Source organism: Nioella sp. (assembly GCF_965215655.1).
In the GTDB taxonomy this organism is placed as follows: Bacteria; Pseudomonadota; Alphaproteobacteria; order Rhodobacterales; family Rhodobacteraceae; genus Nioella.
This window is the reverse complement of the sequence record NZ_OZ244111.1, coordinates 1,255,225-1,278,454: the sequence shown is the minus strand read 5'-3', so window position 1 is coordinate 1,278,454 and position 23,230 is coordinate 1,255,225. Positions and strand designations below refer to the sequence as shown.

The following is a 23,230-nucleotide window of genomic DNA, read 5'->3' as shown; positions in this document are numbered from 1 at the left end:
GTGTCGCGTTTTGAGCCTGTCGCCATGTGTACACCCCCCGTACACCCCCCATACACCCCCTGTACGGACGAAAGCGCGGTTTCGCCGCCTGCCGGCGTCGACCCGGGAGCGGCCCGTCTCACCCCTCCGCTGACGCGGGGAGCCTCGACATGCCGCGTTGCCACGGAGTTGTGGCGAGCGCAGGACATAACTCTCGGTTTCTGGTGCTGTGGCTCGGGCGGGATGCCTCCGGCGGAGGTATTTGTTGCCAAGATGAAAGGATCAGGAGCAGGTCAGGGCAGCGTCGAGCGCCTGTGGTGACCAGGGGCCGAGATCGCGGGCGGTGAGGCGCTGGCCGATTAAGCGGGTGGCGATGAGGCGGGTCCAGCCTGTGTCTGCGGTCAGGATTTCCGAGCCGCCATTGCACGCGCGGATACCGGAGGATATGTGGCCTTCGCCGATGCGGTGATTGGTGAGGCCGGTGGCTGCCACCACTTCGGTGAGGGTTTCATCCGCGTAGCGCCAGACGCGCAGGGTGCGGGCCAGATGCGGGCGGTCGATATAGGCAATCTCCATCGCCCCGTCGCCATCGAGATCGGCGGCGCCGATAATAGCCAGCCAGCGATTGCTGCGGCCGATATAGGGGGTGGTGGCCGCGAGACTCAGGTCCGTGCCGGTCCAGCGGTAGACGGCAAGCTGTGCGCCGAGCCTGTGATGGCTGCGGGCGACGATGACCTCATTGGTGCCGTCGCCGTCGAGATCGGCGAGGCGGGGGGCCACATCCTCGAAGACGTGATTGGCATCAAGCGTCAGCGCATGACCGCAGAGCCCCTGGTTGCCGATGGCATCCACCCACAGCGTTTCGGGCTCATGGTTTCGTCCCAGCACGAAATGGCGATAGCGCGTGACCGGGTCATCATACCAGGCGCGCGCGATGGCACCTTGTGTCGTGCCGTCTATGGTCACGCTGCCGGGATAGGCGGTGGTGCTGGCGGGATCGACCGTGCAGGCCCCTGCCCCGAAGGCCCAGACCGCAAGGGCCAGCCCATATGCCAGCCCCCGGATCATCAGATCTGCTTTTCGGGCATCCGCACGATCAGCCCGTCGAGCTCGTCCGTCACCTTCAGCTGGCAGGTCAGGCGGGAATTCTCGTCCGGTTCATAGGCAAATTCCAGCATGTCCTCTTCCATCGCGTCCATCGCGGGCAGCCTGTCCTTCCAGGACGGGTCGACGTGCACGTGGCAGGTCGAGCAGGCACAGGCGCCGCCGCAATCGGCCTCGATGCCGGGGATGTTGTTGTCGCGCGCGCCTTCCATCACGGTCAGCCCGTTGGGAACATCGACGACATGCTCGGTGCCGCCGAACTCGATATAGGTGATCTTAGCCATGGTCAGCCTGTCCTCATTCACTTGTCGGGCCATTACGTAGCGATCCCATCCCGGCTTTGCCAGTCTGAATGCGTCACTTTTACGAGGGGAATCCGTCAGCTTGCCGCGACGTGTGGATGTTCTATATTTGTTCCCATGGAGCCCAATGTCCGCCCCCCTGACTGGCCACGCCCGCCCGTGGCGCTGCCGCATGCCTGGCTGACCCGGCCGCCGCAGGGCGCGCGGGTCACGGTGGCCGGGCTGGTGCTGATCCGCCAGCGGCCCGGCACCGCGAACGGGGTGATCTTCCTGACGCTGGAGGATGAGACGGGGACCTGCAACGTGGTGGTCTGGCGCAAGATCTATGAACGATTCCGCCGCGCGGTGATCTCGGGCCGGCTGTTGCGGGTCACGGGGCGGGTGCAGCATGGCCATGGGGTGGTCAATGTGATCGCCGAGGAGGTCGAGGATATCTCGCCCATGCTGGATGCGCTGCTGGAGCGGCCCGAGACGCGCGACGCCTGAGCGCTTTGCCTGAGCGCAAAAACCCTGTATCCTGAACCGAACAAGGCCCGAAACAGGGCCAGAGCAGAGACAGGCACCTTGATGAAACCGACCCTTCCCCTGACCCTGGGCCTTCTGGTTCTGGCTGCCTGCGGCCCAATGCCGGGGGCCGAAGTGGCCCGCCTGCTGGAACGGGACGGCACCATCGTGACGCGGGGCGAAGGGCCGGAGGATGCCCGCCCGGATGCCTGTTACGCGCAGGACGTGACGCCTGCCGTGATCGAGACCGTTACCGAACAGGTGATCGTCCAACCGCCCGAGATTGCGACCGACGGCACCGTGCGCGCCCCGGCGATCTTCCGCACCGACACCCGCCAGCGCATCGTGCAGGAACGACAGGAGATCTGGTTCGAAACCCCGTGTGAGGCGCAATCGGACCCGGACTTCATCGCCACGCTGCAACGGGCGCTGGCCGCACGGGGGCACTATCATGGGCCGGTGACAGGCGTGATGGACCGGCGTACCGAACGGGCGATCCGGGAGTTTCAGGAGCCGCAGGGGCTGGATTCGGGTGTCCTGTCGCTTGCAGGCGCGCGGCTGTTGGGGCTGGCGGTCTGGGATCCGGTGGCGGCGGAACGGCCTGAAAGCTAGGCGGCTCGATGCAGGATCGAATCGCTTGACTCATTTTTGATTATGATATCATTTTCATAAATGACACGGACTGCCCCTGCCCCCAACCGCCCCCCAGACAGCGCCCGTTTCGGGGATGCGCTGATCCATGGAACGCGCGCGGCGCCGAAGGCTGACCGCACCCGCGCCAGGCTACAATCCGCGATTTGCCTGCTTCTGGACGACACCGCGCCCGCCGATCTGAAAGTGGCCGATATCGCCCGCGCGGCGGGCAGCGCCCATGGCACCTTCTACACCTATTTTCCCGATATCCGGGCCGCGCTGGCCGAGACGCTGACCGGCTTTGTCGGGTTCCTTCAGGTCCGGATGCGCGACGCTGCACGGGCCGGGGACAGGCCGCAGGACCGGGCGCGGCAGGCGACGGCGGCCTATGTCCAGCTGTTCGAGGAAAACCGGGGTCTTATGCGCTGCCTGGTGACGCGGATGGAGGCCTTCCCCGAGGCGAGTGCCGCCTTTGAACGCCTTAACCGCGAATGGACCGAGACCGTGGTCGCCGCTTGGGTCCGGCGCAGCGACACCCCGCGCGATGAGCTGTTGCGCCGGGCCCATGCCCTTGGCGGGATGGTCGATCAATACCTGATCATGCTGCATTTCGGATCCGACCCCGACCTGGCCCGCATCAGCCGGGACCGGGCAGCGGTGATTGAGACCCTTTCCCATATCTGGCAACAAGGAATGAGCGGATGAGCCTGATCGATGGGGCCGAATTCCAACCGGCAGAGGCATTGCTGCCCGCACAACAGGAAGCGTGGACAGCACAGCGCGCGCATGTGGCCGCAAACTCAGCGTTCTACAAGGCGCTCTGGAACGGGGCCGCACCGCCCGCCGACCTGCGCGACCTTCCCGCGCTGCCCCTCTCTGATAAGGCCGGGCTGCGCTTGTCACAGGCCGCGCATCCGCCCTTTGGCGACTACCTTGCTGCCCCGCGCAGCGCCGCCAACCGGCTGCACCGGACCTCGGGCACCACAGGGCAGGCCATGAACCTCGCCATGTCGGCGCGGGACAGCGCCATAACCGGCACCGTCGGCGGGCGCTGCCAGTCCTCTGCCGGGCTGACGCCCGATCACACGGTGGTGCACTGCCTGAACTACCAGATGTGGATGGGCGGTGTGACCGATCACATGACGCTGGAAGCCACCGGCGCTTTGGTGGTGCCCTTCGGCGTGGGGTCCACCGAACTCTTGATCCGCACCATTCAGGAGGTCGGCATCAACGCGATTTCCTGCACGCCTTCTTACCCCGCCGTTCTGGAACGGGTGCTGGAGGGCATGGGGATGAAACCCCACAATCTTGGGCTGAAACTGGGGCTCTTCGGGGGTGAGCCGGGGCTTGACGACCCTGCCCTGAGGGATCGCATCCGAGAGACATGGGGGATGGAGCCGCGAAACGCCAATTACGGCGTGTCGGACGTGTTTTCCAACTTCGCCGCGCAATGTGAGCATGACACGCGGCTGCACTACATGGCGGCCGATGTGCTCTGGCCCGAACTCATCGATCCCGAAACCGGGGAACCGCTGCCGATCAAGGCTGGGGTGGAGGGCGAGCTGGTGCTGACCCATCTGGCGCGTGACTGTCAGCCGCTGGTGCGCTTCCGCACCGGCGACATTATCGCCATCGACACGACTGAGCCTTGCCAATGCGGGCGCCACGGGTTCCGCTTCCGCGTGGTGGGGCGCAGCGATGATATGGTGGTGGTGCGGGGGCTCAACCTCTTCCCCACCATGGTCGCGGCGGTTCTAAGCGGAATGGAGGCCCTGTCAGGCGACTATCGGATCGTGCTGGACGCCCCGCCGCCCTATGACGCGCTGCCGATCACGGTGGAACTGGCGAAGGGGCGTGATGCGAGCGACGCGCTGCGGGCCGGGGTCGAGGCCGCCATGAAGCGCAACCTCGGGGCCACGGCGCGTGTCACGCTGGTGCCCCATGGCACCTTCCCTGTGACGGAAGGCAAGACGAAACGCGTTTTGAGGGAGTATTGAGATGACCGGTTTCACCTATGACACTGTGCTGAGCGATCTTGTAGAAGATGGCGTCCGGCGGATTGCCCTCAATCGCCCAGAGCGGCTGAATGCCATGAACCCGGCGCTGATCCGTGACGTGACGCGGGCCTTCGACGATGCCAATGCCTGCCCCGATACCCGCGCGATCATCTTAACCGGCGAGGGCCGCGCCTTTTGTGCGGGCGACGACCGGCAGGACCATTCCCACCCCGAAAGCGAGGCCGAGGCGCGGGCGCTGGTCGACCTCATTCAGGCCGCGACGCGGGCCATTTGCCTCGGGCCGAAACCCGTCGTGGGCGCGATTAACGGATGGGCCGTGGGCGGCGGGTTCGAGTGGGCGATCAACTGCGACTTCCCGATCTGGGGCGAAAGCGCGAAGGGGTTCTTCCCCGAGGTCTCGCTCAACCTCTTCGTCACAGGGGCCGTTACGACGCTCTTGCCCAACCTCGTGGGGCTGGTGAAGGCGCGCGAGATGCTGATGTTTGGCGAGCGCTATGGCGCGGCAGAGCTGCAAGAGCTAGGGGTTGCCTGGCGCGTGGTGGCCGATGAGGCACTGGCGGGCGAGGCGCTGACCATGGCCCGAAAGCTGGCCGCCCTGCCGGTCCTGTCCACGCGCGCCATGAAACGGGTGCTCTACGCCGCCGCCGTGCCCGACCTGCACCGGGCGCTGGCGCTGGAAACCGAGGCGACGGTTGCAGGTTTTCTCGACCCCGAAACCACGCGACTGCTCAAGGATTTCTAGGTCAGCGCCACCCACAGAACCTGCGCCCCCATCCAGATCACGATGAGCGATCCGATGGTGTAGAACGCGGCCCGGATTTCATGGGACTGCGCTGTCGCATAGGCCCAGAAATGCCCCGCCCGCGCGAACAGAAAGACGTAGAACAGCGCGAAGGCCAGCCATGGCGCGGGGTCGATCAGGACAAAGAGAAACCCGGCCATCCAGAAGGCCGGGATGTTTTCGAGGTCGTTGCGGTGCATCCGGCGAGAGCGGTCAACATAGTCGTCACGCTCCAGCTGCGAGGGATCGGGGGTGGGGTTCAATAGCCCCTTCGCCGCGTCTTCGGGGCTGGCCAGCCCGCGGCCCGAGCGCATCATCCTCCAGACCGTCATCCAGCCCTGCCCCATCACCTTCAGCGCCGTCACGGCGGCGGCGATCACATAAGAGGTAAAGACCGGGTTTTCCCAGGTTAGAAGCTCCTGAATGCTGGTCATCTTCGGTGATCCCCCTGTCCTGGCTTGACGTACCGTGCAGCGTCCCGCAGTTTACCTACCAATGGTAAGTTTGCAAGCAGGATGCCCATGACCCGTTCCAGAACCGGCGACCAGATCCTGGAGATTGCCCGCGACCTGCTGGCCGAGGGCGGGCTCGGGGCGGTGACTTTCGACACGATTGCTGCGCGGCTCGGGCGGTCGAAACAGGCGGTGCTCTACTGGTATCCGACCAAGCCGGACCTGCTGGCAGCTCTGTTCCTGCCATGGCTGGAGGAGGAAGCCGCGCTGGCCGAAACCGCGCTGCGGAATGCGACTGACGGAACCGACGCGGTTGCCCGCTTCGTGAGGGCCGTTGCGGGGTTTCACCTGTCCGACCTGACCCGGTTCCGGGCGATGTACCTGCTGCCCCAGACTCTGACGCGCAGCGCAGAAGACCCGCGTGACCGGGCGGTTCTGGACAAGGTGCACGCGATCACGGACCGGCTTTATTCTGCGCTAGCCGCCCATCTCGGCCCGGATGCCATAACCGCCCGCCAACAGGCCTTCGCGGTGCATTCGGCGGTCCTTGGGCTGGCCCTGATGTCAGGGCTGGCCGAGGGGTTGAACGACCCGCTCAAACACAGTCAAAACATGCTTGTTGACGCTTTGGTGGCCCGGCTGACCCCCTAGAACGCATCTCGGAAGCGCGCCCTATCCCGCTGCTTGGCGAGCATAGTCATCCGCGTCGAACCAACCGCGAGAGGCGGCGACCTTCAGATTCTCGGTCAATTCCCATTCTTCCCAGCCCCTGACGTGCAAAGGGTTGCCCGTGCCCGCGTCATGGCCGGTAAAGCTCCAGACGAATATTGCATGCGTGCCGGAGACGCGCAGATCATCGCAGGTCAGGGTCAGGTCCGGCACATCCGCGTAGAAGCCGGCTGCCATGTCCTGAACACGGGACCGCCCGTTCCACGGCTCGCCGCGATTGATGATGATCTCACCATCTTCCGCGTAGAATGACGCCACCGCCTCTGCTGATTTGGAATTCCAGGCCGCCGTGTAGTGTGCGGCCATCTCGGCCACAGCCTTTGGATCAATCATCGTCCCACTCCCCATTGGTAGATCATCAACCTATGGTGGCATGGTCGGAGCCGACAGTCCAACTGCAAAGCCATGCACAAGAAAGGCCCCGCCGGATGCATTCCGGCGGGGCCTGCCCTGGCATGACACAGGGTCTTTCGCTTACTTGTCGATCGGCAGCGCCACGAAACGCGGGGTGCCGTCGCGGCGGATGAGCAGCAGGATCGAGTTCTGACCTGCTTCGTCGGCCTCATCCACGCGAGCCTGGAAACCAGCCACGTCGCTGACCGGTTGCTGGCCCACCTCGGTGATTACGTCACCGGGTTCCAGCCCACGCTCCGCGGCCTCGGACTCCGGGTCCACCGCCTCGACCAGCAGGCCATCCTGAACGCCATTGGCCTCTCGGGCTTCGTCGGTCAGGGGGGCCAGCGTCAGGCCGAGGATCTCGGACGATGGCATCACTTCGGCACCGGGCGCATCCGGGAAAGCCTCGGATTCTGCAGTTTCGCGGCGGCCAAGCGTCACCAGCAGGGTCTGCGTCGCACCATCGCGGTAGACCACGACACGCACGGTTTCACCGACGCCAGAGGCACCGACCACACGCACCAGTTCGCGGGTGTCGTCCACTTCGACGCCATCGAAGGTGGTGATCACGTCACCCACTTCCATCCCGGCCGCACGCGCGGGGCCTTCGGGGACATCCGTGACCAAAGCGCCGGTCACCACGTCGAGCCCGAGCCCTTCCGCGATTTCCGCCGTAACGTCCTGAATGCGGACGCCGAGCCAGCCGCGGCGGGTTTCCCCGAATTCCTGCAACTGGTTCACGACCCCGGCCACGACATTGGAAGCCATCGAGAAGCCGATGCCAATCGAACCGCCATTGGGGCTGAGGATTGCGGTGTTCACGCCCACGACCTCACCGGCCATGTTAAAGAGCGGCCCGCCCGAGTTGCCCCGGTTGATCGCCGCATCGGTCTGGATGAAGTCGTCATAGGTGCCGGACAGCGCCCGTTCCCGCGCCGACACGATGCCGACGGAGACCGAGAAGCCCTGGCCAAGCGGGTTGCCCACGGCCATCACCCAATCGCCCACGCGCATCACGTCGCTGTCGCCGAAGGGCACGAAGGTCAGCGGGGTTTCGGGGTCGACCTTCAGCACCGCGATATCGGTGTTGGGGTCGGTGCCGATGACGGTGGCGGGCAGTTCGCTGCCATCGCGGAATTCCACCATGATCTCGTCTGCGCCTTCGATCACGTGATTGTTGGTCACGATGAAGCCATCCTCGGAGATCACGAAGCCCGAGCCAAGCGCATTGGGACGACGCGGCGCGGGGCCATTGGGCATGCCAGGCATCTGGCGATCGAGGAAGTCATTGAAGAAATCCTCCAGCGGCGACCCGGGGGGCACCTGCGGCCCCGGACCGGTGCCGGAGGCGACAAGGCTGGTGGTGGTGATGTTGACCACCGCGTCGCCCACTTCGTCGACCAGATCGGCAAAGCTGGACGGGCCCGCCACCTGGGCGCGGCCCGGCAGCGTGGACGAGGCAATGGCGGCCAGCGCCAAGGCAATGATCAGTAGAAGGGTCGTCATGGGAAGTGCCGCGGAACGGCTTTGCGGTAGAGCCCGCGCGACGGCCTGGCGATGTGTGGTTTGCATGGTCACTCTCGATTTCCTCCGGTCAAACCAGTTTAGGCTGTCCCTGCCCTCTGATGACAGAAGATATTTGCCCGAAGCCGGAGTCAATCAACCAATGCCTCTGCATTTCCGGTCACATGGGCGTGAACTCGCGCAAATGGGAACAGATTTCACGCCGAAGTCAGTGATTTACCTCTTCCCCCCCCTGTTGCGGTCTTTGGGCGGATGCGGCCGCGGCTGAAAGGCCCTGCACAAATCGCGCAGATCGAAACCGCCGAGTCGCAGCGTCGGAATACGCACAAGCGCCAAGCGGAAGGCCGCAGGGTGGCGTCAGCGCCGGGCGGTGACGTCGTGGCCGTAGAGCCAGTCAAAGCGGTTCGCCGCCAGTGTCGGGGCCAGCCGCGCGCCCAGTCTGAGAGCCAGATGGGCAGCGGCCCGATAGGGGCCCGGGCGCAGGTGGTAGTTCTCGGCATTGCGCGATGCGGCATCGACGATCCGCGCACAGCGGGTCTTACGCAGCGTCTGGTAACGGGTGAAGGCGGTGGCGATATGGTCTTCCTGATCCAGCGCATCGGCCAGCACCCAGGCATCTTCCAGCGCCATGTTGGCCCCCTGCGCCAGAAAGGGCAGCGTCGGGTGGGCGGCATCGCCAAGCAGCGCCAGACGCCCCTGCCCCCAGACCTTGGCCACCGGGTGGCGAAAGAGCCCCCAAAGATAGACCTGATCGGCACGGAACAGCAGATCGCGGATCTCGGGCGCGAAATCGGCGAAGGCGGCACGCAGGATCTCGGGACGGTCCTTGTGGTTCCAGCCCTCGGCGGCCCATCCGTCGCGTTCCTCGACCGCGACCACATTCATCAGCTCGCCACCGCGCAGAGGGTAGGTCACGATATGGCGGCCCGGCCCCATGTGAACGGTGGCCTCTGGCGCTGTTTCAGCCGCGTCGAGCGGGATCGTGCAGCGCCAGGCGACCTGGCCAGTGAAGAAAGGCCGCGTCGCGGGGTTGAGCGCGGCGCGGGCCTGCGACTGCAGCCCGTCGGCGCCGATGACAAGCGGCAGGCTCTCTTCTGCACCGCCCGCGAAACGCAGGGTGGTGGCGCTGTCATCCGTTGTGACGGCTTCGACCTTGCGGCCAAGTTCGACCGTCACGCCTGCATCTGTCGCAGCTTGACGCAGGATCTCGATCAGGTCGGCCCGGTGTGTGAGGTGATAGGGGCGGTTTTCGCGGGTCAGGTCCAGTCGGAAGACGGGATCACCGCGCCGGAAATCGCGCAGGACGACGGCGCGGGCACGCGGGGCCGCCGCGGCGAGCGCCTCTCCCAGCCCAAGCGCCTTCATCACCACCGCGCCATTGGGGCTGACTTGCAGTCCGGCACCGACTTCGCGGATCGCATCGGCCTGTTCCAGCACCCGCACATGTGCGCCGCGCTGCGCCAGTGCCGTGGCCACGGCCAGCCCGCCGATGCCTGCCCCCAGAACCGTGATCTCCTGCCCGATCAGCATGAACTGCCCTTTCCAAGAAAAACACCGGGGCGATGCGGCCCCGGTGCTGGCGGCCCCAAGGGGCCGATCCATGACCGTCGCGCCCGGATGGGCGCGGCAGCGTTCAGTCGTCGCGATGGACCTTTTCGCGCCGCTCGTGGCGTTCCTGGGCCTCCAGGCTCAGGGTGGCAATCGGGCGGGCATCCAGACGCTTGAGCGAGATCGGTTCCCCGGTCTCTTCGCAATAGCCGTATTCGCCTTCCTCGATGCGGCGCAGGGCCGAGTCGATCTTGGCTATCAGCTTGCGCTGACGGTCGCGCGTGCGCAGTTCCAGCGCCCGGTCGGTCTCCTCGGATGCGCGGTCGGCCACGTCGGGAATGTTGCGGGTATCGTCCTGCAACACGGCGACGGTGCCACGGCTTTCGTCCAGCAGCTCGTTTTTCCAGGTCAGCAATTTGCGGCGGAAATATTCGAGCTGGCGCTCATTCATGAAGGGCTCGTCCTCGGCGGGACGGTAATCTTCAGGCAGAAAGACTTCGGCTTTCATTGTGCTCCCCTAAAAGGGACCGGGGCGGGCGTGTCCGACTCACAATGGGGCAAACCCCCCGGTCGCATTGCCGCCCGATTACAAGAACGCGCCCCCCTTGTCACCCCATGTAATGCCCGCTTGCCGCCCCGGAAGGGCGTGTTATGGTCGCGCCCGCATCCGGGCAAGCTATTGAGGCGTTTCAATGAAATTCGACGGAACGGCCACCTATGTGGCAACCGAAGACCTGACCGTAGCCGTGAACGCGGCGGTGACGCTGGAGCGTCCGCTGCTGGTAAAGGGCGAGCCCGGAACGGGAAAAACCGAATTGGCACGGCAGGTTGCGGGCGCGCTTGGCCTGCCGATCATCGAATGGCACGTGAAATCCACGACCCGCGCGCAGCAGGGTCTCTATGAATATGACGCGGTCAGCCGCTTGCGCGATTCTCAACTGGGGGATGAGCGCGTTCACGATGTTGCGAACTATATCCGCAAGGGCAAGCTGTGGCAGGCCTTTGAAACAGAAGGCAAATGCTTGCTGCTGATCGACGAGATCGACAAGGCCGATATCGAGTTTCCGAACGACCTCTTGCAGGAACTCGACCGGATGGAGTTCTTCGTCTACGAGACCGGTGAAACGATCAAGGCCAGGACCCGGCCTATCGTCATAATCACCTCGAACAACGAAAAGGAACTGCCCGATGCCTTCCTGCGGCGCTGTTTCTTCCACTATATCCGCTTCCCAGATCTGGACACGCTGAAACAGATCGTCGAGGTCCACCACCCCGGGATCAAGCCGCGCCTGCTGACCGAGGCACTGACCCAGTTCTATGAAATCCGCGAGCAGCAGGGCTTGAAGAAAAAGCCCTCCACCTCCGAGGTACTGGACTGGTTGAAACTGCTCTTGGCGGAGGATCTGGACCCGGAGGATCTGAAACGTGACGGGGCCAGCGCGCTACCTAAACTGCACGGTGCGCTGTTGAAGAACGAACAGGATGTGGCGTTGTTTGAGCGGCTGGCCTTCATGGCAAGGCAGCAACGGCGCTGATCCCGCGACCGGGGATTGCCCGCAGCTTTCCCCGACTTCGCTTGCACCGCTCCCGATTTGTGCCACAATCGCCCCCTAGCTCTGGTAACAACAAAGAGACCGAAAAAGAGGCGTCGAGGGTGAGCACAAACCTGAAGATCCGCATGATCCGGAAAGAGGATCGTGCCCACTGGGCCCCGCTCTGGCGGGACTACCTGGCCTTCTACAAGACCGAGCTTCCCGACAGCACCTACGACGCGACCTTTGCGCGCTATTCGGACCCCGCAGTCACCGACATGCGCGGCTGGATCGCTTGGTTGGGTGATACGCCTGTGGGTCTCGTCCATGCCATCGCCCATGCCCATGGCTGGCGGCCTGAACCGGTGACATATCTGCAAGACCTGTTCACCACCCCCGCCGCACGCGGACAGGGCGTGGCGCGGGCGCTGATCGAGACGGTCTGTGCGGATGCGGATGCCGAAGGACGCCCCGCTGTCTACTGGCTGACACAAACCGGCAATGCCACCGCCCGTGCGCTTTATGACAAGATCGCGACGGCGACCGATTTCATGGTCTATCGGCGCGCGACGGGGTGAGATGATGTTCAAGAAAACCGCTCTCCTCCTGTCCGCTGCCGTCGTCCTCTCCGCCTGTGAGCCGAGTAGCCTGTCGGATGTGCCGGGTCGACTTGAAACCACGATTCCCAATGCGTTGCCGCCCATGTCGATGTTCGGCGCGCCCAACCCGACACCGCCGACCCGATCCAACGCCGCGATTGCGCGCGATTTCCTCGATCTGAGTTTCCAGATGGAAAGCGGGCGGCTGATCCCGGTCCTGTCACGCTTCGAAGGGCCTGTGACCGTGGCCGTCGCCCCTGGCGCACCGCCGACCCTGTCGCGCGATCTGGACCGGCTGATTCAGAGACTGCGCGGCGAAGCACGGATCGACATCTCCCGCGTGCCCCATGGCAGCACCGCCGCCTCGATCACCATCGAGACCCTGCCGCGCGCCCGGATGCAGCGCGCCGTGCCGCAGGCGGCCTGTTTCGTGGTGCCGCGCGTCTCCTCCTGGGACGAGTTCCGCGCCGCGCGGGGCAATTCCCGCACGCTGGACTGGACGACGCTGACCACCCGGGAACATGCCACGGTCTTCATTCCCAACGATGTCAGCCCACAAGAGGTGCGCGATTGCCTGCACGAGGAAATCGGTCAGGCGCTTGGTCCCTTGAACGATCTTTACCGGCTGCCCGATTCCATCTTCAACGATGACAATTTCAACGCGGTCCTGACCGGCTTCGACATGCTGATCCTGCGGGCCTATTACGACGGGTCGCTGCGATCCGGCATGACGCGGGAAGAGGTCGCCGCACGCCTGCCCGCGATCCTGTCGCGGCTCAATCCCGCAGGCAACAGTGCCACGGCAATCGCCCCCCGCCCCATCGACCGGGACTGGATCCTGGCCATCGAAGAGGCGCTTGGCGGGCGGCAGCCGGTCCCCGCCCGCATCGCCGCCGCGCAACGCGCCGTGGCCATCGCCACCAACCATGGCTGGACCGACACGCGGCTTGGCTTTTCCTATTTCGCGCTCGGGCGGCTGGCCCTGTCGCGCGATGCAGAGACCTCCGTGACCGCCTTCATCGCCGCAGGGAACAATTTCCGCAGCATCGACCCCGACAGCATCCAGACCGCGCATGTGCATATGCAGCTTGCCGCCTTTGCCCTGTCGGCAGGCGACGGGGCGCGGGCGCTGACGCTGGTCAACGAGGCCCTGCCCGCCGCCACGCGGGCCGAGAACGCCTCGCTTCTGGCGACGCTTCTGATGATCAAGGCCGAAGCGCTGGAGATCGAGGGCCGCATGTCGGAAGCGGCATCGGTGCGCCTCGACTCGCTTGGATGGGCGCGCTATGGCTTCGGACGGGATCAGGATGTGCGCGCCCGGCTAACCGAGGTCGCCGCCCTGTCCCCGCAGAACCGAAGCTGAGGAGAGCGACTTGGTAAATCTTCTGGGGCTCGTCATCGGGGCCGCGCTTGGCGCGTTCATCGCCTGGCGACGCAAGGGCGACCGCATGGACATCCTGCATTACGCGGGCGTGCTTGGCCTGATGGGGCTGATCGTCGGCACCTTCGTAGGTGTCTTCCTGCTGCGCGGCGGAAGCTGACGGGGCGCGGCGCATGTTCCTGCCCTTCTTCGACACGCTCCGCGCCGCCCGCATCCCGGTCTCCGTCCGCGAATACCTGACCTTTCTGGAGGCCGTGGGCACCGGCATGGTGACCTATGACCTCGACGGGTTCTATTACCTCGCCCGCGCTGCGATGGTGAAGGATGAACGCCACCTCGACCGGTTCGACCGCGCCTTCGCCCATGCCTTCGGTGGGTTGGAACAGATCACTCCGCAGCAGGTCATGGAAGCTGCCGAAATTCCCGCTGAATGGCTGCAAAAGCTCGCTGAAAAGCACCTGAGCGCCGAGGAAATGGCCGAGATCGAGGCCCTTGGCGGGTTCGAGAAGCTTATGGACACCCTGCGCGAACGGCTGAAGGAACAGGAGGGCCGCCACCAGGGCGGTAACAAGTGGATCGGAACCGCTGGCACCTCGCCCTTCGGGGCCTATGGCTACAATCCCGAGGGCGTGCGCATCGGCCAGAAGGAAAGCCGCCACCGCCGCGCGGTCAAGGTCTGGGACAAGCGCGAATTCCGCAATCTCGACGACACGATCGAACTGGGCACCCGTAACATCAAGGTGGCGCTCAAACGCCTGCGCCAATGGGCGCGCACCGGGGCGGATGAGGAGCTTGACCTCGACGGTACCATCCGGGCGACTGCCGAGCATGGCTATCTCGACGTGAAAACCCGGCCCGAACGGCACAATGCCGTCAAGGTCATCCTCTTCCTCGACGTTGGCGGCTCCATGGACCCCCACATCCGCGTGGTGGAGGAGCTGTTCAGCGCCGCGCGGTCCGAATTCAAGCATCTCGAACACTACTATTTCCACAACTGCCTCTATGAGGGCGTGTGGAAGGACAACGCCCGCCGCTGGACCGAACAGATCCCGACGCAGGAAATCCTGAACACCTACGGGTCTGATTACAAATGCATTTTCGTGGGCGATGCGGCGATGTCACCCTATGAAATCGCCATGCCCGGCGGCGCGAACGAGCATTGGAACAAGGAAGCCGGACAGGTCTGGCTGGACCGGGCCCGCGCCCAATGGCCCAACCACATGTGGATCAACCCCACCCCCGAACCCCATTGGCGCTACACCCAATCCATCAAGATGATCCATGACATTTTCGAGGGCCGCATGGTGCCGATGACGCTGGAAGGCATCGACCGGGGGATGCGGGAGCTGGGGCGCTAAGCGGCGTCGCCCTCTGCAAGCCGAAGCGCTGCATCCCGTGCCGCGATAAGATAGCTCGGATCGCCGTGGATCAGAGCCAACCCCATTCCGCCCTCGATCTGGATCAGAACCTGCTGCGCCAGTCGTGCTGGCTCTTGGCTTCCAAATCCCTGCAACTGTTCGCACAACCAGCGTTCCACCTCGGCTTTGTGCCGATGCGCCGCCTTCCGCGCCGGATGGCCACGCATATCCGCCAGCTCGACGCTGATACGCGAATAACCTGAGCCGACCCATCCCGGTCGCTCTGCCCAGTTGCGCAAACTGTCGAACAGATGCGCGAGAAAGGCCTGCACGGTTCCCGCATCGGGGCGCATCCACGACCGGTATTGCGCCATCAGGGACAGGTGCTGCACTTCGAGCGCTGCCGCTGTGATATCGTCTTTGCTGGTGAAATGAAAATAGACCGTGCGCTTGGTCACCCCTGCTTTCTCGGCGATGGCATCCACACTGACGCGCGCGAAGCCCCGCCGGAAGAACAGCGCATAGGCCGCCTCCAGTATGGCCTGCCGTGTATCGGATCGCTTCCCGCCCATACCGCCAAGTATACCCGGTAGTGAAATGACAACAAGCGCGCCTTTCACCTAAACTCCGCCAAACATCGGAGGGTGATTTTTAAAATGACCGGAAACACTTTGGAGATCATCCAGATCATCTCCAGCGTCATCGGTTCGGTCGCGGTGGCGCTGACCGTGGTCTATCTGGCCATTCAGGTCCGCGCCAGCACGCGCGCCACCTACTCGCAAACCTACCAGACGGCCGTGGCTGCCCTGGGCGACATGGCGGCCATCGTCGCGGAAAGCAAAGAGAAATCCCGCCTCTACGCGGTTGGTATGGCCGACCCGGACGCGCTGGACGAGGACGAGTATCTGCAATTCGCTTATCTCGGCATCAGCCTGTTCCGGAAATATGAAAACGCCTATTTCCAGTACCGCTCGGGCATGATCGACGATGCCTTCTGGGACGGTCACCGCGACAACCTGCTGTGGTTCTATCACCGCCCCGGTACGCAACGCTGGTGGAGAGAGCGGCGATTGGGATTCAGCAAGGCATTTCGAGAGTATTTGGAAAGCACGTCAGAGGCGGATATGGCGGTTCAGAAGGAACGGTTCGTCTGACCACGCTCATGCAGAGTTTTCACCAACCGTTCCCCCCGGGGATCCAGACCCGCCTACTCTGGTGATCGTGTCTGCGCCAATATCCAGTCGCGGACAAGCTTCGCGTCGTCCGACAGGGGGCGCAGCCTGGACCACACCAGGTAGAACCCGGTGCCCGAGCACCAGCTCCACTCCGGGCGCGCGGCCAGAAGGCCCTGATCAACCAGCCCTGTGACGATGTGATGCCAACCGAAGGCAAAGCCCTCGCCCGCCATCGCCGCCTGAAGGACAAGGGCGTAGTCGTTCAGGCGCAATCCGCTGGACGGCACCTCCGCCCGGATGCCGAAATGGGCGAACCAGTCGCTCCAGACAGGGCGTTCCCGGATCGGTTCCTCCAAATGGATCAGACGCTGGTGCAGCAGGCCCGGGATGCCCTTGAGGTTGACCGCCGCCGCCATGACACGCGGCGACGCGACAGGATAGATACGTTCCTTGGCAATCAGAACGCTTTCGCAATCGGGCCAGTTGCCGTCCCCGCGACGCACGGCGAGGCTGATATTCTCGGCATAAAGATCCGGTTCGCGGTCGCTGGTCTGAAGGCGCAGGTCGATCTGCGGATGGGCCGATTTCAGGGCTGCCAGGCGGGGCATTGTCCAATGGTTGTTGAACGCGGTCGAGGCGTTAAGGGTCACGTAATCCCGGCGTGATAAGTGTTGGATCGCCGTTGCCGAATGCGCCAGCTGTTCAAACGCGCGCGAAACATCCGAGAACAGCCGTTCCCCTGCCGCCGTCAAGGTGACCCTGCGATGCCCGCGCAGGAACAAGGCGACGCCAAGCCGATCCTCAAGCGCCCGGATCGTGGCGCTGACGGCAGGTTGCTGAACGTTCAACTCCTCTGCCGCACGGGTGAATGACGCGCTGCGGGCGGCGGCTTCGAACACCATGAGGTGACGCGGCGAACAAAGCTGATTCCAGAGATTTCGCATAAACTGAGTTTATCCAAAACATCACTATTTTCAAGCGTCACAAAGGGTCTCGCCATCGCTAGCCTACATCTGAAACGATTTCAGAGGGGCCCGCCATGGCCAGACGCTCTCGCCCGACCCGCAACCAAAGCGCCGGTTCCGGCACCTCCCCCGCCTCGCCGCATATCCGGCGGGTGCTGCCGTTTTTCGATGTTCTGGACGAGGACCAGATCGAGAAGCTGGAGGCACAGGTCGACTGGATCCTGCAGGATGTGGGCATCGCGTTCCGTGACGATCCCGAGGCGATCGCGCTGTGGAAACGCGAAGACGCGCGGGTCGAGGGCGACATTGTCCGCGCCCCGGCGGACTGGATTCGCGCTCTCTGTGCGAAGGCCCCGAGCGAGTTCACGCAGTTGGCCCGCAACCCCGAAAGGTCCGTCATCATCGGCGGCGCAAATCAGGTCTTCGCGCCGATCTACGGTGCCCCTTTCGTGCGCGATCTGGAAGGCGGGCGGCGCTATGGCGACATGGCCGCGTTCCGCGATCTGGTGCGGCTGACCTACATGCACCCGAACCTGCATCATGGCGGCTTCGTCACCTGCGAACCCTGCGACGTGCCGGTCAGCAAACGCCACCTCGACATGCTGCTGGCGCATATGACTCTGTCGGACAAGCCGCACCTTGGCGCGATCACGGAAATGAGCCGCGCGCAGGACAGCGTCGACATGGCCGAGATCGTTTTCGGCGCCGATGTGATGGAGCAGAATTGCGTCATCATGGGCAACGTCAACACCAACTCGCCGCTTTTGGTCGACAAGGTGGTGACCGAGGCGATCCGCGTTTATTGCGGGCGAAATCAAGGGATTGTGGTGGTGCCCTTCATCCTGTCCGGCGCCATGGGACCAGTCAGCACCGCCGCGAGTGTCGCGCAGGCCATGGCCGAGGCGATGATGGTCTGCGCCTATGCGCAACTGGTCCGCCCCGGCGCGCCCTTCGTCTTGGGGAACTTCCTGTCTTCCATGTCGCTCAAGTCCGGCGCGCCCACTTTCGGGATGCCGGAACCGGTGATGTCGAACTACGCCATCGGCCAGCTTGCGCGCCGCGCGGGGCTGCCCTTGCGCTGTGGCGGGTCGCTGACGGCGTCAAAAATCGAGGACGCGCAGGCGGCTTATGAAAGCGCCGATTCCATGCATTCCACCATGCTCGCCGGGGCCAATTTCGTGCTGCATTCCGCGGGCTGGCTGGAGGGCGGGCTGTGCACCGGGTTCGAGAAACTGATCATGGATGCGGACCGGCTTGGGAGCTATCAGAAAGTGCTATCCCAGGGACTTGATGTCTCGGACGAAGCCATGGCGCGGGACGCCTATGACGAGGTCGAGGCCGGGGGCCATTTCCTTGGCTGCGGGCACACGATGCGCAATTATCAGACCGCGTTTTATGAACCGAAGCTGAGCGACAGCGAGAATGTGGAAAGCTGGGAGGAAGCCGGATCGAACGACATGCGCGCCCGTGCCCATGCGCGTTGGACCGGGATGCTGGAGAGCTACGAGGCCCCGCCGATGGATGACGCGATGCGCGAGGAGCTAGAGAGCTTCGTGGCCAGGCGCAAGGAGGAGCTGCCCGATGCGTGGTACTAGGTTAACCCTTTGTTTACGCATAAGTTCAACTGATTTGAATGCGCGGAAAATAGGGGGGTGCCCCCTGTACACCCCCTGTATACCCCCCGTGCACCCCTCGTGCAGACGAAACCGCCCATGACCGCCTTTCCCCGCCTCACCAGCCCGCTCGATCTGCGTCACAAGACCCTGCGCAACCGCATCACTTTTGGAGCCCACACGGCGAACATGTCAGTGAACGGATTGCCGGGCGACCAGTTCGGCGCCTACCTGCTGGAACGCGCCTTGGGCGGCGCGGGGATGATCGTGGCGGAGCCTGTTCCGGTGCATCGCACCGGCGTGCTGACGCGGGGCAATTTCCTGGCGGAGGATGACGCGGTGATCCCCGCGTTCCGCCGCATACTGGAGCCGGTAAAGGACGCGGGCGCGGTGGTGCTGCAGCAGCTTTACCACGTGGGCCAGCACGGCGATTCCGACCTCAGCTATCAGCCGCACTTGGGCCCGTCGGGGCGACCCAGTTACCACGACAGCGACGGCAGCCATGCCATGACCGGGGCCGAGATCGAGGAGATGATCGCAGCTTTCGTTGCGGCCGCCCGGCGGTGCCAGCAGGCAGGCTTTGACGGGGTGGAAATCTGGGCCGCCTATCATTCGCTGTTGGATCAGTTCTGGACACCTTGGAGCAACCGGCGGGATGATAATTGGGGCGGGTCGTTGGAAAACCGCACGCGGATGTCGATGCGGATTCTGGAGGGCATCCGTGCGGCTTGCGGTGAGGATTTCATCGTTGGTATGTCGGTGAGCTACTCCGACAGCTACGCGGTGAGCCTCGGGATTGACGAGCTGACCGAAATCCTCGCGCTGCATGATGCAACGGGACATCTGGACTATGTCAGCTGCGGCTCTGGTGGCTATCTCGATTTCGAAAAGCTGATGCCGACTTTCGTCCTGGGTGAGAAACTGACCGTGCCCGCGACCGAGGTCTTCAAGCGCGACCTCAAACACGCGAAGGTGCAGGCCGAAAGTGGGATCAGGACGCCCGACAATGCGGAAAGCGTGATCGGCTCGGGCCAGGCCGATCTGGTCTCCATCGTGCGCGGGCAGATCGCCGATCCGCATCTGGCGCGGAAGGTTGTTGAGGGCAGACCGGAGGACATTCGCGGCTGCATTTCCTGCAACCAGATGTGCTGGGGGCGGCGCTCGCGGGATTACTGGATTTCCTGCCTCGTGAACCCCTCCGTGGGGCGCGAATACCAGTGGGGCGGCGACAGGTTTGCGCCTGCCGAGACGCCGAAAAAGGTGCTGGTCGTGGGCGCGGGCCCGGCGGGGCTGGAGGCCGCGCGGGTGGCCGCCGAGCGGGGGCATTCGGTCGAGATTCACGAGGCGGCGGCAGTGATTGGCGGGCAGTTTCGGCTGGCAGGGGAACAGCCACGGCGGGGACAGATCACGGAGTTGCTCGATTGGTACGAACGGCAGTTCGCGCAATTGGGGGTGCGGCTGCATCTGAACAGCTTCCTCGATGCGGAGGACGTGCGGGCGATTGGCGCGGATCAGGTGGTACTGGCCTCCGGATCGCTGCCGGATGAGGAGGCGACGCAACGCTGGCTGCCGCAGCTTGGCGCCCTGCCGGGGCTGGCGAATGGCAATGTCTATGCTGCCGAGGACGTGATGCGCCGCGATGCACGCCTTGGCGATCACGTGATCGTGCTGGACGAAGGCGGCAATATGCGCGGCGTCGGCACGGCGTGGCATCTGGCCGAGGCGGGCAAGCAGGTCACGTTGGTCACGCCCGACCCCTTCGTGGGCAAGGAACTGGCCCGCACAAGTGCCGACATCCCGATCCGCGCGCGGCTGGCGCGGCTTGGGGTCGAGATGCTGACGGAGCATGGCCTGTTGGAATGGCGCGGCAACGGGGCGCTGCTGCGCAACCTGCTGGATGGGTCCGAGCGGGAGATCGCCAGTTCCGCCCTTGTCATGGCCACCACGAACCGCGCCTTCGACCCGCTGTCGGAGGAGCTGTCCGACCTCACCCCCATTCTCATCGGCGACGCGCAGGCCCCGCGCCAGGCGCCATGGGCCTTTTACGAGGGCCGCAAATGCGGTCTCGACATCTGATAGAGGAGCACTGACATGCCCGAGATTCAAAAAGACGACACCGCCACCGGCAAGCCCCTACCCTCCCACGCCAAGGTTGTGGTGATCGGCGGCGGCGTTGTTGGCTGCTCGATCCTGTTCCACCTTGCGAAATTCGGCTGGAAGGACGTTGTCCTGCTGGAACGCGACGAGCTGACCTCCGGCTCCAGCTGGCACGCGGCGGGGCAGATTCACACCATCAGCTCAGACCCCAATATCAGCCGCCTCCAGGGCTATACCATTGATCTCTATAAAGAGATCGAGGAAACCAGCGGCCATTCCGTAGGCCTGCACATGACCGGCGGCTTCTACGCGGCCTCGACCAAGGAATGGTACGACTATCTGAAACGCGAACGGTCCAAGGCGCGCTACATGGGGCTGAACCAGGAGTTTATCAGCCCCAAGGAACTGGCCGAGCGGCACCCGCTCATTGACACCAGCCAGTATTACGCGGCGCTCTGGGACGATCAGGATGGCGACCTTGATCCCTCGGGCGCGACCTATGCCTTTGCCAAGGCCGCCCGCGTGCACGGCGCGCAATATTTCACCCATTGCGGCGTCACCGCCACCACGCAGCGCCCCGACGGAAGCTGGGATGTGACCACGCCCAAGGGCGTCATCAATGCCGAGATCATCGTCAATTGCGGGGGTCTCTGGGCACGGGAAGTTGGGCATATGCAGGGGCTGCACATCCCCGTGCAGCCGATGGAACACCATTACCTGATCACTGAGGCGATCCCCGAGATCGTCGAGCGGATGCAGCCCGGCGGTGCGGGCCGCCTGCCCTGCGGCATCGACTACGAGGCGAATATCTACTTCCGGCAGGAACGGCAGGGGATGCTGCTTGGCACCTATGAGCCCAAGGGCACACCGTGGAAGGTGGAGGGCACGCCCTGGACCTTCGGGCACGAACTGCTGCAACCCGATCTGGACCGCATCGCCGACCGCCTGGAACTGGGCTTCGAACGCATCCCGGCGCTGGCAAATGCCGGGATCAAGGACGCAATCAACGGCCCCTTCACCTTCGGCCCCGATGGCAACCCGATGATCGGGCCGGTGCCGGGCATGACCAACTATTGGTGCGCCGTGGGCGTGATGGCGGGCTTCTGCCAGGGCGGCGGCGTCGGGCTGACCATGGCGGAATGGATGATCGACGGGGAACCCTCGATCGACGTTTGGGCCATGGATGTGGCGCGCTTTGGCGATTGGGCGACGCCCGACTGGGGAACGGTGAAATCGACCGAGAATTACGAACGCCGCTTCGTCATGACCTTCCCGAACGAAACCCTGCCCAAGGGCCGTTTGCAGAAAACCACCGCGCTTTATGACCGGCTGGTCGCCAAGGGCGCGCGGATGGGTCAGGGCTTTGGCCTTGAAAATGCGCTATGGTTCGCGGATGGGCCGGAAGACGCCCATGAGGAACCCACCTTCGAACGCAACCGGTCGCATGACTACGTGGCGCGCGAAGTGAAAGCGGTGCAGGAGGCCGTGGGCGGCATCGAGATCGCCAACTTCGCCAAGCATGAGATCAAGGGCGCGGGCGCGCGGGCCTGGCTGGACCGTATCCTTGCGGGATATGTGCCGAAACCCGGTCGCCTGACCCTGACACCGATGCTGACCCCCAAGGGGCGGCTTTACGGCGATCTGACCGTGGCCTGTCTGGCCGAGGATCACTTCATGCTCTTCGGCTCCGGCGCCATGCAGGAGGCGCATCGCCGATGGTTCGAAAAGGACCTGCCCGCTGACGTGAGCTATGCCAATGTCTCCGATGACTGGCACGGGATAGCCCTGTCTGGCCCCAAATCTCGGGAGCTTTTGCAGCGGATCACCCGCGACGACATGAGCGCCGAAGCCTTCAGGTTCCGCGATCTGCGCCAGACCTTCGTGGGCGGCGTGCCGGTGATCCTGAACCGGATTTCGTTCAGCGGTGAACTGGGCTACGAGATCTACTGCAAACCGCAATACCTGCTGCGGCTTGCCGAGGCCATCGAGGAGGCCGGGGCCGATCTGGGCTATCGCTGGTACGGCGCGCGGGCGCTGATGTCCATGCGGCTGGAGAAAGGCTGGGGCGTCTGGACGCTGGAATTCCGACCCGATTTCGATGCCGTGGAAAGCGGCATGGAGGCTTTCATCAACTGGAAGAAGGACTTCGTGGGCAAGGAGGCGACTTTGGCAGCGCGTGAGGCCGGGCCGAAACGGCGGCTGGTCACCATGGCGATCGCGGCCGAGGGGATCGACGTCACCAATGACGAGGCGGTGCTGAAGGATGGCGAAGCCGTGGGCTATGTGTCGTCGGGGGGCTACGGCCACAGAACGGGCCAGTCGCTCGCCATGGGCTATGTCGACGCTGCCCATGCCACACCCGGATCGGAGCTGGAGGTCGAGATCCTGGGCGAGATGTACAAGGCCCGCGTGCTGGACGGCCCCAGCTATGACGCGAATGGCGCGAATATGCGCGGCTGACAGACACCCTGCCCTGCCGGCGACGTGATCGGCGGGGCATGCCCTTCCCCTTCGACGGAAATCGCGCCATGGTCCGTGTC

Annotated in this window: 24 protein-coding genes; 15 read left to right on the top strand and 9 right to left on the bottom strand. The window is 64.3% G+C overall.

The features are described from left to right. Positions 1-261: 261 nt before the first annotated feature. The gene (locus ACOOEX_RS06585; protein WP_420397676.1) at positions 262-1,047 is read right to left on the bottom strand and encodes an FG-GAP repeat domain-containing protein; all 786 of its coding nucleotides are present in this window, start codon (positions 1,045-1,047) and stop codon (positions 262-264) included. Then, positions 1,047-1,367, bottom strand: coding sequence for a 2Fe-2S iron-sulfur cluster-binding protein (locus tag ACOOEX_RS06580; RefSeq protein WP_420397675.1), 321 nt, complete (start codon positions 1,365-1,367; stop codon positions 1,047-1,049). Before ACOOEX_RS06580 ends, ACOOEX_RS06585 begins: the two co-directional genes overlap by 1 nt. Before the next feature lie 135 nt (positions 1,368-1,502). Between ACOOEX_RS06580 and ACOOEX_RS06575 the strand changes: the two genes are divergently transcribed. The 5 genes from ACOOEX_RS06575 to ACOOEX_RS06555 all read left to right on the top strand — a co-directional run bounded on the left by ACOOEX_RS06575 (position 1,503) and on the right by ACOOEX_RS06555 (position 5,282). Further along, positions 1,503-1,871: an OB-fold nucleic acid binding domain-containing protein gene (locus tag ACOOEX_RS06575; RefSeq protein ID WP_420397674.1), complete on the top strand. Its 369-nt coding sequence runs from the start codon at positions 1,503-1,505 to the stop codon at positions 1,869-1,871. A gap of 81 nt (positions 1,872-1,952) precedes the next feature. After that, positions 1,953-2,501 (top strand): peptidoglycan-binding domain-containing protein, encoded by a 549-nt coding sequence (locus ACOOEX_RS06570; protein WP_420397673.1) that lies wholly within the window; start codon positions 1,953-1,955, stop codon positions 2,499-2,501. Between the two features lie 60 nt (positions 2,502-2,561). Beyond that, complete coding sequence (locus ACOOEX_RS06565) at positions 2,562-3,227, top strand: TetR/AcrR family transcriptional regulator (RefSeq protein ID WP_420397672.1); 666 nt, start codon at positions 2,562-2,564, stop codon at positions 3,225-3,227. Next, complete coding sequence (locus ACOOEX_RS06560; protein WP_420397671.1) at positions 3,224-4,519, top strand: phenylacetate--CoA ligase family protein; 1,296 nt, start codon at positions 3,224-3,226, stop codon at positions 4,517-4,519. Before ACOOEX_RS06565 ends, ACOOEX_RS06560 begins: the two co-directional genes overlap by 4 nt. 1 nt (position 4,520) lies before the next feature. Beyond that, complete coding sequence (locus tag ACOOEX_RS06555; RefSeq protein ID WP_420397670.1) at positions 4,521-5,282, top strand: enoyl-CoA hydratase/isomerase family protein; 762 nt, start codon at positions 4,521-4,523, stop codon at positions 5,280-5,282. Here the strand turns inward: ACOOEX_RS06555 and ACOOEX_RS06550 are convergent. After that, on the bottom strand, positions 5,279-5,755 hold the full coding sequence (locus ACOOEX_RS06550; RefSeq protein ID WP_420397669.1) for an MAPEG family protein: 477 nt from the start codon (positions 5,753-5,755) through the stop codon (positions 5,279-5,281). The genes ACOOEX_RS06555 and ACOOEX_RS06550 overlap by 4 nt on opposite strands. An 87-nt stretch (positions 5,756-5,842) precedes the next feature. Here ACOOEX_RS06550 and ACOOEX_RS06545 point away from each other — a divergent pair, with 87 nt between their 5' ends. Next, positions 5,843-6,424, top strand: a complete 582-nt coding sequence (locus tag ACOOEX_RS06545) for a TetR/AcrR family transcriptional regulator (RefSeq protein WP_420397668.1) — start codon at positions 5,843-5,845, stop codon at positions 6,422-6,424. Positions 6,425-6,445: 21 nt separating this feature from the next. Here ACOOEX_RS06545 and ACOOEX_RS06540 read toward each other — a convergent pair whose 3' ends face one another. The 4 genes from ACOOEX_RS06540 to dksA all read right to left on the bottom strand — a co-directional run bounded on the left by ACOOEX_RS06540 (position 6,446) and on the right by dksA (position 10,478). After that, positions 6,446-6,835 carry a nuclear transport factor 2 family protein gene (locus ACOOEX_RS06540; RefSeq protein ID WP_420397667.1) on the bottom strand — a complete coding sequence of 130 codons (390 nt, stop codon included), beginning with the start codon at positions 6,833-6,835 and terminating at the stop codon, positions 6,446-6,448. A gap of 141 nt (positions 6,836-6,976) precedes the next feature. Beyond that, positions 6,977-8,404, bottom strand: a complete 1,428-nt coding sequence (locus ACOOEX_RS06535) for a Do family serine endopeptidase (protein WP_420397666.1) — start codon at positions 8,402-8,404, stop codon at positions 6,977-6,979. A gap of 375 nt (positions 8,405-8,779) precedes the next feature. Beyond that, the gene (locus ACOOEX_RS06530; protein ID WP_420397665.1) at positions 8,780-9,952 is read right to left on the bottom strand and encodes an FAD-dependent monooxygenase; all 1,173 of its coding nucleotides are present in this window, start codon (positions 9,950-9,952) and stop codon (positions 8,780-8,782) included. 103 nt (positions 9,953-10,055) lie between these two features. Then, positions 10,056-10,478 carry an RNA polymerase-binding protein DksA gene (dksA, locus tag ACOOEX_RS06525; protein ID WP_420397664.1) on the bottom strand — a complete coding sequence of 141 codons (423 nt, stop codon included), beginning with the start codon at positions 10,476-10,478 and terminating at the stop codon, positions 10,056-10,058. Positions 10,479-10,662: 184 nt separating this feature from the next. Here dksA and ACOOEX_RS06520 point away from each other — a divergent pair, with 184 nt between their 5' ends. From ACOOEX_RS06520 to ACOOEX_RS06500, 5 genes are all read left to right on the top strand, one after another. Beyond that, complete coding sequence (locus ACOOEX_RS06520) at positions 10,663-11,505, top strand: AAA family ATPase (RefSeq protein ID WP_420397663.1); 843 nt, start codon at positions 10,663-10,665, stop codon at positions 11,503-11,505. Between the two features lie 119 nt (positions 11,506-11,624). Further along, positions 11,625-12,080 carry a GNAT family N-acetyltransferase gene (locus ACOOEX_RS06515; protein ID WP_420397662.1) on the top strand — a complete coding sequence of 152 codons (456 nt, stop codon included), beginning with the start codon at positions 11,625-11,627 and terminating at the stop codon, positions 12,078-12,080. Between the two features lies 1 nt (position 12,081). Further along, positions 12,082-13,464: a DUF2927 domain-containing protein gene (locus ACOOEX_RS06510; protein WP_420397661.1), complete on the top strand. Its 1,383-nt coding sequence runs from the start codon at positions 12,082-12,084 to the stop codon at positions 13,462-13,464. Between the two features lie 10 nt (positions 13,465-13,474). After that, positions 13,475-13,642, top strand: coding sequence for a hypothetical protein (locus ACOOEX_RS06505; RefSeq protein ID WP_420397660.1), 168 nt, complete (start codon positions 13,475-13,477; stop codon positions 13,640-13,642). A gap of 13 nt (positions 13,643-13,655) precedes the next feature. Further along, positions 13,656-14,840, top strand: a complete 1,185-nt coding sequence (locus ACOOEX_RS06500) for a vWA domain-containing protein (protein ID WP_420397659.1) — start codon at positions 13,656-13,658, stop codon at positions 14,838-14,840. On the opposite strand, the gene ACOOEX_RS06495 is transcribed toward ACOOEX_RS06500, so the two are convergent. After that, positions 14,837-15,460 (bottom strand): TetR/AcrR family transcriptional regulator, encoded by a 624-nt coding sequence (locus ACOOEX_RS06495; RefSeq protein WP_420397658.1) that lies wholly within the window; start codon positions 15,458-15,460, stop codon positions 14,837-14,839. The two genes, ACOOEX_RS06500 and ACOOEX_RS06495, sit on opposite strands and share 4 nt — an antisense overlap. Before the next feature lie 36 nt (positions 15,461-15,496). On the opposite strand from ACOOEX_RS06495, the gene ACOOEX_RS06490 reads away from it, so the two are divergent. Beyond that, positions 15,497-15,994, top strand: a complete 498-nt coding sequence (locus ACOOEX_RS06490) for a hypothetical protein (RefSeq protein ID WP_420397657.1) — start codon at positions 15,497-15,499, stop codon at positions 15,992-15,994. Between the two features lie 53 nt (positions 15,995-16,047). Here ACOOEX_RS06490 and ACOOEX_RS06485 read toward each other — a convergent pair whose 3' ends face one another. Then, positions 16,048-16,959, bottom strand: coding sequence for a LysR substrate-binding domain-containing protein (locus ACOOEX_RS06485; protein ID WP_420397656.1), 912 nt, complete (start codon positions 16,957-16,959; stop codon positions 16,048-16,050). 95 nt (positions 16,960-17,054) lie between these two features. On the opposite strand from ACOOEX_RS06485, the gene ACOOEX_RS06480 reads away from it, so the two are divergent. From ACOOEX_RS06480 to ACOOEX_RS06470, 3 genes are all read left to right on the top strand, one after another. Then, positions 17,055-18,575 carry a trimethylamine methyltransferase family protein gene (locus ACOOEX_RS06480; protein ID WP_420397655.1) on the top strand — a complete coding sequence of 507 codons (1,521 nt, stop codon included), beginning with the start codon at positions 17,055-17,057 and terminating at the stop codon, positions 18,573-18,575. A 117-nt stretch (positions 18,576-18,692) separates the two neighbouring features. Next, positions 18,693-20,669 (top strand): FAD-dependent oxidoreductase, encoded by a 1,977-nt coding sequence (locus ACOOEX_RS06475; protein WP_420397654.1) that lies wholly within the window; start codon positions 18,693-18,695, stop codon positions 20,667-20,669. A 15-nt stretch (positions 20,670-20,684) separates the two neighbouring features. Beyond that, a complete protein-coding gene (locus ACOOEX_RS06470) occupies positions 20,685-23,150 on the top strand; it encodes a GcvT family protein (protein ID WP_420397653.1) in 2,466 nt (821 codons plus the stop codon). The last annotated feature ends 80 nt before the right edge of the window (positions 23,151-23,230 follow it).

Bases quoted from the DNA above. Each gene is read 5' to 3' on its own strand.
- ACOOEX_RS06585 (WP_420397676.1), bottom strand. From the start codon at position 1,047: ATGATCCGGGGGCTGGCATATGGGCTGGCCCTTGCGGTCTGGGCCTTC.
- ACOOEX_RS06580 (WP_420397675.1), bottom strand. From the start codon at position 1,367: ATGGCTAAGATCACCTATATCGAGTTCGGCGGCACCGAGCATGTCGTC.
- ACOOEX_RS06575 (WP_420397674.1), top strand. From the start codon at position 1,503: ATGGAGCCCAATGTCCGCCCCCCTGACTGGCCACGCCCGCCCGTGGCG.
- ACOOEX_RS06570 (WP_420397673.1), top strand. From the start codon at position 1,953: ATGAAACCGACCCTTCCCCTGACCCTGGGCCTTCTGGTTCTGGCTGCC.
- ACOOEX_RS06565 (WP_420397672.1), top strand. From the start codon at position 2,562: ATGACACGGACTGCCCCTGCCCCCAACCGCCCCCCAGACAGCGCCCGT.
- ACOOEX_RS06560 (WP_420397671.1), top strand. From the start codon at position 3,224: ATGAGCCTGATCGATGGGGCCGAATTCCAACCGGCAGAGGCATTGCTG.
- ACOOEX_RS06555 (WP_420397670.1), top strand. From the start codon at position 4,521: ATGACCGGTTTCACCTATGACACTGTGCTGAGCGATCTTGTAGAAGAT.
- ACOOEX_RS06550 (WP_420397669.1), bottom strand. From the start codon at position 5,755: ATGACCAGCATTCAGGAGCTTCTAACCTGGGAAAACCCGGTCTTTACC.
- ACOOEX_RS06545 (WP_420397668.1), top strand. From the start codon at position 5,843: ATGACCCGTTCCAGAACCGGCGACCAGATCCTGGAGATTGCCCGCGAC.
- ACOOEX_RS06540 (WP_420397667.1), bottom strand. From the start codon at position 6,835: ATGATTGATCCAAAGGCTGTGGCCGAGATGGCCGCACACTACACGGCG.
- ACOOEX_RS06535 (WP_420397666.1), bottom strand. From the start codon at position 8,404: ATGACGACCCTTCTACTGATCATTGCCTTGGCGCTGGCCGCCATTGCC.
- ACOOEX_RS06530 (WP_420397665.1), bottom strand. From the start codon at position 9,952: ATGCTGATCGGGCAGGAGATCACGGTTCTGGGGGCAGGCATCGGCGGG.
- dksA (WP_420397664.1), bottom strand. From the start codon at position 10,478: ATGAAAGCCGAAGTCTTTCTGCCTGAAGATTACCGTCCCGCCGAGGAC.
- ACOOEX_RS06520 (WP_420397663.1), top strand. From the start codon at position 10,663: ATGAAATTCGACGGAACGGCCACCTATGTGGCAACCGAAGACCTGACC.
- ACOOEX_RS06510 (WP_420397661.1), top strand. From the start codon at position 12,082: ATGATGTTCAAGAAAACCGCTCTCCTCCTGTCCGCTGCCGTCGTCCTC.
- ACOOEX_RS06500 (WP_420397659.1), top strand. From the start codon at position 13,656: ATGTTCCTGCCCTTCTTCGACACGCTCCGCGCCGCCCGCATCCCGGTC.
- ACOOEX_RS06490 (WP_420397657.1), top strand. From the start codon at position 15,497: ATGACCGGAAACACTTTGGAGATCATCCAGATCATCTCCAGCGTCATC.
- ACOOEX_RS06485 (WP_420397656.1), bottom strand. From the start codon at position 16,959: ATGCGAAATCTCTGGAATCAGCTTTGTTCGCCGCGTCACCTCATGGTG.
- ACOOEX_RS06480 (WP_420397655.1), top strand. From the start codon at position 17,055: ATGGCCAGACGCTCTCGCCCGACCCGCAACCAAAGCGCCGGTTCCGGC.
- ACOOEX_RS06475 (WP_420397654.1), top strand. From the start codon at position 18,693: ATGACCGCCTTTCCCCGCCTCACCAGCCCGCTCGATCTGCGTCACAAG.
- ACOOEX_RS06470 (WP_420397653.1), top strand. From the start codon at position 20,685: ATGCCCGAGATTCAAAAAGACGACACCGCCACCGGCAAGCCCCTACCC.